The following is an 11,977-nucleotide window of genomic DNA, read 5'->3' on the forward strand; positions in this document are numbered from 1 at the left end:
GGATAACAAAAATCTGAAAAGACGTTCGTCCTGCTCGGGCGAGCTGCTTGGGCGACCTGCTCCGGCGAGCTGCTCGGCGGGGGACGGTGGGTGATCCGTTGTCAGTGCCGTGTGGCAAGGTCTGTCGCACGAGCTCGGGACGACACGAGCACGGAACGGAACGAGGAGTTCGCTATGACGGGGGCCTGGGACGAGGCGCGCGTGGTGGAGCTGGCGCGGCGGCTGAGGACGGCGGAGACCGGCGGCTGGAGCGGGCCGGCGCTGCGGGCCGTGGTGGAGGGCCTCGGCTGGGAGTGGCGGGACGGCCCCGGCGGGCCGCTCCTGGTCACGGGCCCGGAGCAGGAGGAGTCCCCGCGGTGGGCGCCCCGGCTGCGCCCGGTGGGCCGCTTCGAGAAGGACTACGTCCACGACGGCGAGGAGTACGTGGGCCTGTACGTCCCCGTGGCCCTGCCGGAAGGCGGCGCCGCCGGCAAGGCCGCGGCTTTCCGGGCGGTTGCCGAGGCGCTGACGCAGGAGTTCGGGCCCGCCCCGGTCATGGGCGCCTACGGCGACCCCGGGCCGTTCTACGACTCGGCCCCGCTGTGGGGCAGCCCGTTCCTCCGCTGGCGGCAGCGGGAGAACACCCTGGAGCTGCACGCCGGTGAACACGGCCCCGAGCTGCTGCTCCAGCCGACCGATCCGGTGGAGAACTGGTTCTGGCGCCAGGGGCACGGCGAGCACTACGCCCTCGGCGGGTTCTTCGGCAGCCGCCGCGACCCCGCCAATGCGGGACTGGGCTTCCCGGGCCGCTGGCGCACGGACGACTGGGACGTCTTCTCCCACACGCTCGGCGACTTCCTCGGCAGCCTGCCGACCGAGACGCACGCCCTCGGCATCGAGCTGGACCTGGGCTTCCACGCCCTGGTGCCCGGCACCTACGGCCCTGTCCTCTTCCACATCGCCTGCGGTGACCGGCTGGAGATCGCCTACGACCCGGAGCCGCTCGGAGCGGGCATCACCGACCCGGCCTCCTTCGGCTGGATACCGCGCGCCACCCGCCCGGCCGCCCTGGACCACTGGCTCGAAGCCCCCTACCACTCGGGCGACTTCGGCATCGGTGAGACGGACGGCCGCCGGCTGGCCCGGATGATGGTGGGCACGCTGCGCGACCTGGGCGTCTCCTCGCCGGCGGACCTGAGTCTGAGCGACCACGCGCAGCGGGTGGGGGATTACCACGTCGACTACTACGGCCTGACCCTGCAGGAGAACCCGTGACCGGGATGCCGTCACCGCCCGGGCGGTGAGACATCGCCACCGCCCGGGCGGTGAGACACGACGAAGCCGGGGTGCACGCACGGCACCCCGGCTTGACGTCGAGGGCGAGGAAAGCGAAAGGACTAATTCAATGAGGTTTTGAGAAGGAAGCCCCTTCATGGCCTCGCCGCAGGCTCAGGCTAGCAGTCAGGCGGGGATCATGTCGCGCAGGTTTTCGGGGGTGATGACCCGGGAGTCCGGGTGCAGCCCGTCCGGGCGCTCCAGGCCGATGTACGTGACGGGGCCGTCCGGGATCGTCTTGCCGTCCCACAAGGTGGTGGCCGTGGCACGGTCCGCCATCAGCCCGGTGAGGTGGCGGACCGTGAGGTAGTCGTGTTCCACGATGCCGCGCAGCAGCGTGGCGACCGACACGCGGTTCCCCTCGACCCGGTTGGCGTTCGGACTGCCCTTGAGGTACAGGTGCAGCCACTTGGCCCGCCAGCGGCCGTCGCCGCCGCGCAGGAACGCCAGGGGCAGCGCGACCATGCCCGGGCCGCGCAGCTCCGACTTCATGCGCACGGTGCGCGGCTCGAAGGGGCGGCCCTGCTGTTCGGTGTCGCGCAGCATGAAGCCGAAGAAGGACTCCTCGGTCTCCTCGAAGTTCTCTCCCGCGAAGATGTTGACCTGCGGGACGATGAAGGTGCCGCGGACCGCCCCCAGGCGCAGGTTGATGAACTCCGAGGCGCCGTCGGGAGCGTCGGTGATGTCGCCGGAGTGCTCGCCTTCGAGCTCGGTGAGGTTGGTGTACGACAGCCAGGTGACGGTGGCGTACGCGTCGTCGAGCATCAGCGCCGACAGGTCGTAGTCGGTGCTGCGGCGGGTCTGCTTCCAGTAGACGAAGAACCGCAGCAGGTCGCCGTCGACGGGGGACAGGGAGCCGCGGGGCAGCACGCCGAGGCCGGCGGCGGTCGCCTTGCCGCTCAGCGGGAGCGTGACGTCGAGGACGTCGGGGTCGATCAGCAGGTGGCCCGGTGCCGGGAGGCGGCGGCGCGTCTCGGCGTCCAGTGCGGCGATCAGGCGCTCGCGCTCGGGCGGGAGCACGGGCGGGCGGGTGTCGGAGGCGACCCAGGCCCGGCCGAGGCGGTTGACGAAGACGCGCCGCTCGCCGGTCTCCTCCTTGCGGTTGTGGAGGTGTTCGCGGACCGACAGCAGGACCCGGCCGGAGACCTGCGGGGCGGCCTGCTCGGCGGCGGCCACGACGGCGTCGCGCTCGTCCTGGGCGCGGCACGCGCGCAGCAGGCGGTCCAGGGAGCGGAACAGCTTGCCCGGCGCGGCCGCCAGCAGCCGTACCGCCGAGGTGAGGTCGCCCGCGCCGAGCAGTTCCTCGACGCGGCTGTCGAAGGACCGGGCCTCCTTCTCGCCCCGGGCCACGGCGAAGACATCGGCGGCGTGCGGCCAGCGAGGGTACTCGTGCGGGTGGAGGCGCTCGCCGAGGCGCTTGAACATCTCGCGGTGCGCGGTGACGTCGGCGAGCTTGGCGGGGGCCGCCGCGACGACCGCGTCGAGGCCGGCCAGCAGGGCGCGGCGGACCGGCCGGGACAGCGAGCGGAACCGGGTCGGCACGGTGAGGGTCACGTCGCCGTCCGACAGGGCGCAGGCCAGGCGGAGCACATCGGTGACGGTGTCCAGCAGGAGGCCGGCGCCGGCGTCGAGGCGGGCGTGGTTGACGACGGCGCGGTTCTCCCGGACGGGGATCGCCTCGGGCTGGGGGCCGCCGGCGCAGTGCCCGGCGAGCAGCCGGAGGTCGCGCAGGCCCTCCTCGCCCAGCGGCGTGGTGCTGCCGGCCAGGGCCAGGTAGAGGGCGGTGAGCTCGGCGTCCAGGGCGCCGCCCAGGTGAAGGACCGTCATGCGGTCGCCCGCGGCGGCGATCAGCTCGTCATGGGCGGCGAGCATCTCGGCGTACGTGTGCTGGTAGGTGCCGTACGAGGGCAGGGTCAGCAGGTCGACCGTGCCGGTGCTGAGCTGGGCGAGCGTACGGTCGCGCGTGGTGTCGTCGGCGAGCGCCTCGGTGATGCACCGCATCCAGAAGTCGAACGTGCCGGGCACGTTGGCCGGGAAGTCGATGAAGTAGGCGTTGTGCCGGACGTGGTCGCCGGCCATCTCACGGACGGTGCCCAGGGTCCGTGCGGCCACGTCGAGGACCGTCTCCTCGGCCAGCCCCGACAGGTGCCGCAGCAGCTCCGCCGAGAGCTTGAAGCCCACGGACAGCAGCGCGGAGTCGAACTGCCGCGCCGCGACACCGCCCTGCCCGGCGGGGCCGGTGGGGGCGGGCAGGCGATGGGCATGCCGGATGACCAGGGGTTCGAGACGGTGAGGCATCCCGGCATGATCGCAGAACGGTGCGAGCCGGCGCATGCGGGTTTTCGAACGCGGAAGGCCGCCGTGCCGTCCGGCCGCGGTCGGATCCGCGTACGGGCAGGGGTACGGATACGGCGGCCTAGCCGCACCCGTACCCGTTCGCGGCCGACGGGCCGGTCAAGCCGGCCGGCCGGCCACGCAGGGGGCCTACGGGGCGATGGGCAGCTGACGCTTGTGGTCGGTGAGGCGGTAGCGGCGGACGATCGTGTCGAAGGCCCGCTCGTCCACCGGCTTGCCCTCCAGGAAGTCGTCGATGTCGTCGTAGGTGACGCCGAGGGCGTCCTCGTCGGCCTTGCCCGGGTCGAGGGTCTCCAGGTCGGCCGTCGGGGTCTTCCACACCAGCTCGGCGGGTGCGCCCAGCGCGTCCGCGACGGCGCGCACCCGGCGCTTGGTCAGACCGGTCAGCGGCACCAGGTCGGCGGCGCCGTCGCCGAACTTGGTGAAGAAGCCGGAGACCGCCTCGGCGGCGTGGTCGGTGCCCACGACGAGGCCGTCGTGCGCGCCGGCCACCGCGTACTGGGCGATCATGCGCTGCCGGGCCTTGATGTTGCCGTGCACGAAGTCCTGGTGGTGGGCGTCGCGGAAGGTCAGTCCGGCGGCCAGCGAGGCCTCCAGCGCGGCGTCGCTCGCGGGCTTGACGTCCACGGTCAGCACGTGGTCGGCCCGGATGAAGGAGAGCGCGAGCTGGGCGTCGCGCTCGTCGGCCTGGACGCCGTAGGGCAGCCGCATCGCGTAGAACCGCGCCTCGTGCCCGGCGGCGCGGGCCCGCTCGACGGCGAGCTGGCACAGCCGGCCGGCGGTCGTGGAGTCGACGCCGCCGCTGATGCCGAGGACGAGGGAGCGCAGACCGGTGGAGGTCAGCCGCCCGGCGAGGAAGGCCACCCGGCGCTCGATCTCCCGCTCGGCCTCGAAGGTCGGGCTGACCTGCAGTTCCCGGGCTATCTCCTGCTGCAGGGCGATGGACGCCGGCTCGCTCACGTCTGCTCCTCGATCCGTTTTCACGATGTGCTGCCGCCCACCCTAGCCAGAGGACGACGGCGGCAATGCGCCGGAGTGAGCCGGACCGGAGATCGGCGGCGCTCGCGTGGGCGACGTCACATCCCGCTCCGGCGCGGTGACGGGTGGCGGTTCCGCTCGTTCTCATGCCGAAGGTCCGCTTTGTAACGGAATGGGTGTCAGGGAAAGGAACCTCGATGCGACGCGTACTCACGACGGTGGTCCTGGCCGTGGCCGCCCTGAGCGCAGGTGCTGCCGGCACGGCGGGTACTGCGGCTCCGGGCGCCGTCGCGTACGCGGCCGCCCCGCCGCCCGGCCTCGATCTGCAGGGCTTCAACGCCCTCAATCCCGGCAGTCTGACCACGGCGGTCGACGGGACCGCCGAGGCGGCCACGACGGTGATCGGCGACGCCGGCGGCAAGGTGATCGGGACGGCGGTGCCCGCGGTCGGATCGCTCGGCGAGACGCTGGGGAAGGCCGCGGTCAAGCCTGCCCAGAAGCCGGTGAAGAGGGCTGCTGAAGACGGGCCCGCCGGGAAGGAGCTGGCCCCCGGGTAGCCATGGGCGCCCCGCCCGCCGTGGCGCGCACCGCTGCGGCCCCGGGCATGTCATACCCGGGGGCCCTGCCCGGCCTCGCCCCCCAGGCCCGGCTCGCCTGCCCGCCCGGGGACGCGAGGATCCGCTCACTTGCCCAGGAAGGCGAGGATCCGCCGGTTCACCTCTTCCGGCGCCTCCACCATCGGGAAGTGGCCCACGCCCCGGAGCAGTGCGCCCTCCGAGCCGGCCGGCAGGGCGGCGACGATATCGGCGAGGATCTCCTCGTCGACGACGGGGTCCTCGCTGCCGTGCAGGTACAGCGTCGGCTGCGTGGGCAGCTGAGCCAGCAGGTGCCCCATTTCCCACGCGTCCGTGCCGAACTCCTGGGAAGGGAAGTTCTGCCGGTAAAGACCCAGGCCCGCACGGAGGTTGGCGGGCTCGCGCAGGGCGTCCTTGCCGGCCTGCCGGTCCTCGGTGGAGTCGAAGCCGGGGACGCTGCCGCTCCAGTGCTCCCACAGCCAGTCGATGTAGGCGAAGTCGTTCGCCGGCACCAGCTGGTCGGCGACGGCCATCTGGAAGAAGTAGAAGTGGCTGTTCTTGTGGATCTGCTCCGGGACCGCGGCCCTGCGTTCGTAGAACCGCACCGGCGGGACGTCGGCCACGACGACCTTCGACCAGCGCTCCGGGGCGAGGGCCGCGGCGCCCCAGGTGGTGAAGCCGCCCCAGTCGTGCCCGACGACGATCGCGTCGCCGCGCCCGCCGAGCGCCTCGTGCAGCGCGTTGGCGTCCGCGATCAGATCCTTCATCAGCATGCTGCCGTCCGAGGGGACTTGGCTCGGCGCGAAGCCCCTCATGTACGGGGCGACGGCCCGGTATCCGGCCTTCGCGAGCTCGGGCATCAGGTGCCGGAACATCCCCGGGGTCTCCGGGAAGCCGTGCAGCAGCAGGGCCAGGGGGCCCTCGCCCTGCTCGACGTAGGCGAGGGAGAGGCCGTTGACGGCGATGGTCTTGATCTCCACGAAGGTTCTCCAATACGGGCATTGCGGAAGGCGTGAACGGCGGGTGCCGTCGCTAAAACGAACGTTCTAGTGAGACCCTAGCAGGGAACTAGAACGAGCGCTCTATTTAGATGATGGAGAGATGGAGAGAGAGGGGGGAGGGGGTGATGAGTGGCCGCCGGGCGTCGCTGGTTGTTGGGCGGCCGGCGCGGCCATGAGGGCCGGCACGAGTGCGGCCATGCCGGCGCCGTTGGGCCGCGTCCCCGAGGAGGACGTCCGGCAGGTGCACACCTGGGCGGACACCGCGGTCGCGAACCTCGTCCTCGCACCCGGACGGTGTCCACGGGCCCCGGAAAGGCGTCAGCCGCGGTCGTACACCGTCACGGGGATGCCGCGGGCGCTCAGCGTCCTGCTGACGATCGGTTCGATGCGCTGCCACGAGCCGCCGGCGAGCCCGCAGCCGATGCGGGGCATGTGCACGGAGGCGCCCTCGGCGAGCGCGTGCCCGGCGACGGCGTGCAGGCAGCGCTCGACGGCGTCGTAGCGGATGGGCGGGCCGCTGCTGCCCGTCTTCGTCCCGCGCTGCGCGACCATGTTCGCGACCTGCAGGTCCGGCCGGACGCGCACCATCTGCACGGCTCCGAGGGCGAAGTCGTTGCGCGCCCGTTCCCGGTGCCAGCGCCGGTACGCACGCTCGGGCTCGGGCCAGTGACGCGAGACCGCCAGGACGAACCCCTTGCCCCACCCGCCGATGTCGTTGCATATGTGGGCGATGATCTTCGGCCCCTTGGCGTGGGGGTTGGTGGCGTCCCCGCTGATGATCGTCAATGGCTGCACGGCAGCATGCTGTACGGGCCCGCCCGGGAGCGTCCACCGGAATTCCCCCGGGCACCATTGACCGGCGGGGCGCCCGGAGGTGTCACCCCAGCACGATCTCCTCGCCGGCCGACTGCTCGCGGGCGGCGGTGACCACCAGGGCCGCGGCCACGGCGTCCTGCACCGCCACGCCGACCGATTTGTACAGCGTGATCTGGTCCGGCGAGGTGCGTCCCGGCTTGCTGCCGGAGAAGAGCTCGCCGAGCTCGGCGTGCACGTGCCCGGGCGTGATGACGCCGTCGCGGACCGGCGCCAGCAGGTCGTTGCTGCCGGCGGGGAAGGGGGCGAGCGCGGCCTGGCGCGTCTCGACGCACACCAGCGCCTCGGCGACGGTGGCGTCGTCGACCTCGCGGCCCTCCGGGTTGTACCCCACCGAGGTCACGTGCACGCCGGGCGTGAGCCAGGGGCGGCGGATCACGGGCTCCACGGCGTGCGTGGTCGCGGCGGCGATGTCCGCGCCGTCGAGCGCCTCGGCGTACGTGGGCACCGCCCGGACGTCGGCGTCCAGTACGGACGACAGCTCGCCCGCCAGCGCGGCCGCTTTCGCCGGGTCCCGGCCGGCCACCCGGATCTCCCGGACCGGGCGGACCCGGCACATGGCGCGGGCGTGGGAGCGGGCCTGCACCCCCGTGCCCAGGACCGCCAGCACCGCAGCGTCCGCGCGTGCCAGCAGGCGTGCGGAGAGCGCGGAGCAGGCGGCGGTCCGTGCCGCGGTGATGGCCGTGCCGTCGAGGAACGCCACCGGTTCGCCGGTGTCCGGGTCGAAGACGGCGATGACCGCCTGGTGGGTGGGCAGCGGCGTCCCCGAGTTGTGCGGGAACAGGGAGACCAGCTTGCTCGCGAGCGCGCCCGCCGACGGCACGTAGCCCGGCATGGCCGCCAGGAGGCCTTGCCGTTCGGGCACCGTGGCGGCGACGCGGTCGGGTGCCGAGGCGCGGCCCGCGCTGAGGTCCGCCATCGCCGGGCCCAGGGCGTCGATCAGGGCGTCCATGTCGAGCAGGGCCTCTACGTGCGAGCGTCCGAGAATCAGCATGCGTCGCGTCCTCCTGCCTGCGGGCCGTCCTCCGGCCGGGGATCATGTCCATCCGTACCACACCCGAGCGTCCGTGCGGCCGGCGGCTGTGCAGGCACTACGACACGTGCCGCTTCATGCACCGCTGCACGCGCCGCGACGGACTGTTGTGGAGTGCATACGTGTTCATCGCACGTACCTCCCAACTGCCTTTGTTCGTCAGGAGCTTGGTGCTCCGCACTCGCAAGTGGTCAATACCGGCGCCGTGATCACGGAGGAGGATGAACATACGGGCGGCTGGTAGGGAAGGCGGTTTTTCCTACGCAAGACTCGTTCTTGCCAGAGCTTTTGCCTGGCTTGTTTTCCTCCTTCCCACCTCTTGGACTCTTGGAGAAGAGCTATGAGCATTCGTAACGCCGCCGCCGTGACCGCCCTCGCCGCCGCTGCCCTCGGTGCCGGCGCGACCGCCGCGAGCGCGCACCAGGCCGACGGCTCCGCGCAGCACTCCCCGGGCGTGGCCGCCGGCAACGTGGTCCAGGTCACCCCGCACGTCTCCCCGAACATCGGCGGCAACACGATCTCCGTCGTCGGCGTCGGCAACAGCAGCCACGGCAACCTTCTGATCAACAAGTAAGCCCCGGTTCCAGCCGCCGAGGGGCCGCAGGGGCGTAAGGCTCCTGCGGCAGGCCGCGCGCCCTCCCGCCTTCCGCCGGGCGCGCGGCCTCCGGCCTGCTGACGGCGCGCCGCGGCGTGCACCCCAGCGTGCACCCCCGCGCCGCTGCGGAGCGCTGTGCACTGCGCACGGCCGCGGTGCGCCGTGCATTTCGCGCATCAGGGGCGAATTCTCCGGGCAGCCTCCTTCACAAGGCCGGCCGGAAGAGGAGGTTCCGCCGTGGACCACGAAGCCAGCGCCGCGCACCGCGAAGTCACCCGGGCCCGCCGGACCGAAGTCCTCCGCCTGATCGCCCTCCTCCTGCTGCCCACCGTCGCCCAAGGGCCCATCATCCGCCGTCCCTACGCGGTCCGGGTGGCGGCCGCGCTCGACACCAACGCATGGGCCTGCCGGGAGCTGGACAGGTTGCGAGAACGCCACGGCCCGGGGCCGCTGCTGGTCTCCGTCCTCGGCAGGCAGGCGCTCGTCCTCCTCTCGGCCGAGGACGCCCGCCGGGTGCTCGGCGAGACGGGAACGTCGTTCACCGCCGCCAACAAGGAAAAGACGGCAGCCCTCTCGCACTTCGAACCGGACGCCGTGCTCATCACCCGCGGTGCCTCCCGGCCCCCGCGGCGCCGGTTCAACGAGACCGCGCTCGACCACCCGGCCGCCGAGCACCGCTTCCACGAGGCCTTCCGCACGGCCGTCCGCGAGGAGGCGCGACCGCTGCTCCTCCACGACACCCTCGACTGGAAGCGGTTCCACGCCGCGTACCAGCGCATCGTGCGGCGGATCGTCTTCGGTGACACGGCCCGCTACGACGAGCGCATCACCGAGCTCCGGGACAAGCTGCGCGGCGACGGCAACTGGTTCATGCTCCACCGCAAGCGCGACCGGCTGCGCACGGAGCTCTTCGTCCGCTCACGGCGGTACCTCGACCTGCCCGAGCCGGGCGGCCTGGCGCTCGCCGTACGGGGAACCCGGGCCGCGGCGGACGTCAAGCCCGTGGCCCAGATGCAGCACTGGTTCTTCGCCTTCGACGCCGCCCCGATCGGCGCCTACCTCGCCCTCGGCCTCCTCGCCGGCCACCCGGCCGACGCGGCCAGGGCCCGTACCGATCACACCTACCTCCGGGCCTGCGTCCTGGAGTCGCAGCGGCTGTGGCCCACGTCCCTGGCCCTCCTGCGGGACACCACCGTGGAGACGCACTGGCCGGGCGGCCGGACCCTGCCCGCGGGCACGGCGGTGTTCTTCTACAGCTCGTACTTCCACCGCGACGCCCGGCGCCTGCCCTACGCCGACCGGTTCGAGCCCGAGGCGTGGCTCGACGGGCGGGCCGAGGCGGACTGGGGGATCGCACCGTTCAGCCGTGGCCCCGCCGAGTGCCCCGGCAGGAACATCGTGCTGTTCACCAGCGCCACCCTCCTCGCCGAACTCCTCCGCCGCGAGTGGCGGCTGTCCTCGCGGCACCGGCTCGGCCCCGGCCGCCCGCTGCCCCGCACCGCCGACCACACCTCGCTGCGACTGACGGCCGCCGACCGCCCGGGGCAGCCGAAAGAGCGGGCCGGTCAGGGCGCTTGACGGTACGTCGAGCCGTGGATCTACGGTGTGCGCATGCCTCCTGCCCACCGCATCCCCTCCCTCCTGTACTACGCGAGCTCGTACAGCCTGCTGAAGGAGGTCGCGGCACGACTGCGCCTGATCGCACCCGGCGAGCCTGTTCCCGCGGGGCTGCTGGAGAAGAGCCGCACCATACGCAGGTACGCGAAGGAAGCCGCCGAGGACGCGGAAAGGGCGGGCCGGCGAGGCAACTGGATCGATGACCTGCTGTGGGACCCCCGGCAGGCGTACGCACGCAAGGCCACGCGCTTCACCCCCGGCTCCCTGGCCGGGTTCTTCACCCGCACCGACTGGCCGGACTTCATGACGGCCTGGCGCGACGGCGAAGCCGGCTGGCCCTTCGCCGACGCCCCCTTCCCCCGCGACTTCCTCCTGGCCGGCGACCCCCTGCTGCGGCTGCGCGCCCTGCTGCCCGACTGGCCCGGGCCCGGATACACGCGCGAGCGCATTCACCTCGACGCGGGCGAGCAACTGGCCGCCGGGCTCCTGCTCGCACGCAGCGACCGGTACGACCTGCTGCGGCAGGTCGTGGAGGCAGGCGACCGGGCGCTCCTGGACGACGTGCGTCCGGCCTTCGAGGACTCGCTGCGCGAGGGGAGCGTACGGGCCCTGCGCGAGGCGCTGGCGCACGACCGGCGGCGCCGCGACCACGTGTTCGACGCATACGCCGCGGAGCCCGACCCGGAGCCCGACCAGCGGTGGGTCGCGGTCGACTGGGAGGCCGTCCGGCGTGCCGTGGACGCCGGCAGCAAGCCCCTGCGCGACCGGGCTCCCGAGCTCGCGGCCCACCCGCAGTGCCCCTTGGACGTGCGTGTCCTGCTGGCCACCAAGTGGTCCGACCGCTTCGTGTGGTCCCGGCTCCTCTCGGACCGCCCCACGGGACTGCACTTGCTGCGCACGCTGCCCGTGCAGCCGGACCGCTCCCTCGCCGTACCCCTGTCGTACGCGAGCGAGGACGGCGTCGGCGTCAGCGACATCCTCGACCTGGCGCACCCCGCCGACCTGGTGCTGCGGGACGCGGCGGGGCTGCCCGGCATCGCGCGGTGGCACCCCATGCAGTGCGTGATCACGCGTCAGGACGAGCAGGGGTCGATGCGGCTGCTCCGAGGGATCACCGAGCTGGCCGATCAGCACCTGGGCGACGACCCCGGTGCCTGGACCATCGGCTGCCGCATGGTCGAGGGCAAGCGCTTCACGGGCTCGGTGCGGGAGCTGGTGCAGCGGGCAGGGGCGAGGAGACCTCGGTGACGTCGGATCAGGGCCGTCGCGGGATGCCGGGGGCGGGGGGGGGATCAAGTGCCCAGCCCGGCGTCCCCGTCCTGCCGGCCGGGTGAGGCAGTGGCGTGCAGCGCGCGCTCGGCCGAGGTGCGGAGGTAGGTGAGAACCTCCGGGTCGGCGTCGAGGGTGTAGTCGGCGTCGAGTGCGGCAAGGGTCCGGGCGATACGGGGCAGGTGGTCGTCGGAGGCGTCGACGCGGCACGTGTGATCGTCGACAGGCCGGAGGCGGGTGGCCAGGCCGCGGGTGCGGGCGCGGATCAGGTCGGCCGGGGCCCGGACCGTGGCGACGGCGCGGTAGCGGGTGGGGGCGGCGGACAGCCGGCCGGCGACGAAGGCGGCGGGGTCGTCGCCGGGTACGG

General features: G+C 72.9%; 10 protein-coding genes and 1 pseudogene. 5 read left to right on the plus strand and 6 right to left on the minus strand.

All coding sequences use genetic code 11. The features are described 5' to 3' along the window. Positions 1-174 precede the first annotated feature (174 nt). Positions 175-1,254: a hypothetical protein gene (locus tag ACSNOH_RS13900; RefSeq protein ID WP_436721598.1), complete on the plus strand. Its 1,080-nt coding sequence runs from the start codon at positions 175-177 to the stop codon at positions 1,252-1,254. Between the two features lie 186 nt (positions 1,255-1,440). Here ACSNOH_RS13900 and ACSNOH_RS13905 read toward each other — a convergent pair whose 3' ends face one another. After that, entirely contained in the window at positions 1,441-3,612 is a 2,172-nt protein-coding gene (locus ACSNOH_RS13905; RefSeq protein ID WP_436721599.1) for a hypothetical protein, read from the minus strand. A gap of 186 nt (positions 3,613-3,798) precedes the next feature. After that, positions 3,799-4,629, minus strand: coding sequence for an ammonia-dependent NAD(+) synthetase (gene nadE, locus ACSNOH_RS13910; RefSeq protein WP_436721600.1), 831 nt, complete (start codon positions 4,627-4,629; stop codon positions 3,799-3,801). 215 nt (positions 4,630-4,844) lie between these two features. On the opposite strand from nadE, the gene ACSNOH_RS13915 reads away from it, so the two are divergent. After that, positions 4,845-5,204: an ATP-binding protein gene (locus ACSNOH_RS13915; protein WP_436721601.1), complete on the plus strand. Its 360-nt coding sequence runs from the start codon at positions 4,845-4,847 to the stop codon at positions 5,202-5,204. Positions 5,205-5,329: 125 nt separating this feature from the next. On the opposite strand, the gene ACSNOH_RS13920 is transcribed toward ACSNOH_RS13915, so the two are convergent. The 3 genes from ACSNOH_RS13920 to ACSNOH_RS13930 all read right to left on the minus strand — a co-directional run bounded on the left by ACSNOH_RS13920 (position 5,330) and on the right by ACSNOH_RS13930 (position 8,090). Continuing rightward, entirely contained in the window at positions 5,330-6,202 is an 873-nt protein-coding gene (locus tag ACSNOH_RS13920; RefSeq protein WP_436721602.1) for an alpha/beta fold hydrolase, read from the minus strand. A 339-nt stretch (positions 6,203-6,541) separates the two neighbouring features. Further along, complete coding sequence (locus tag ACSNOH_RS13925) at positions 6,542-7,018, minus strand: macro domain-containing protein (RefSeq protein WP_436721604.1); 477 nt, start codon at positions 7,016-7,018, stop codon at positions 6,542-6,544. Positions 7,019-7,100: 82 nt separating this feature from the next. Beyond that, positions 7,101-8,090, minus strand: coding sequence for an ornithine cyclodeaminase family protein (locus ACSNOH_RS13930; protein ID WP_436721605.1), 990 nt, complete (start codon positions 8,088-8,090; stop codon positions 7,101-7,103). Between the two features lie 379 nt (positions 8,091-8,469). On the opposite strand from ACSNOH_RS13930, the gene ACSNOH_RS13935 reads away from it, so the two are divergent. The 3 genes from ACSNOH_RS13935 to ACSNOH_RS13945 all read left to right on the plus strand — a co-directional run bounded on the left by ACSNOH_RS13935 (position 8,470) and on the right by ACSNOH_RS13945 (position 11,589). After that, positions 8,470-8,703 (plus strand): chaplin, encoded by a 234-nt coding sequence (locus ACSNOH_RS13935; RefSeq protein WP_436721607.1) that lies wholly within the window; start codon positions 8,470-8,472, stop codon positions 8,701-8,703. A gap of 258 nt (positions 8,704-8,961) precedes the next feature. After that, positions 8,962-10,302: a cytochrome P450 gene (locus ACSNOH_RS13940; RefSeq protein ID WP_436721608.1), complete on the plus strand. Its 1,341-nt coding sequence runs from the start codon at positions 8,962-8,964 to the stop codon at positions 10,300-10,302. Between the two features lie 33 nt (positions 10,303-10,335). Beyond that, complete coding sequence (locus tag ACSNOH_RS13945; protein WP_436721609.1) at positions 10,336-11,589, plus strand: hypothetical protein; 1,254 nt, start codon at positions 10,336-10,338, stop codon at positions 11,587-11,589. Between the two features lie 44 nt (positions 11,590-11,633). Here the strand turns inward: ACSNOH_RS13945 and ACSNOH_RS13950 are convergent. Further along, positions 11,634-11,977, minus strand: a pseudogene (locus ACSNOH_RS13950) (hypothetical protein); the annotation flags it as partial.

Origin of the sequence: Streptomyces sp. URMC 127, from assembly GCF_051386535.1 — a bacterium.
Taxonomy (GTDB): Bacteria; Actinomycetota; Actinomycetes; order Streptomycetales; family Streptomycetaceae; genus Streptomyces.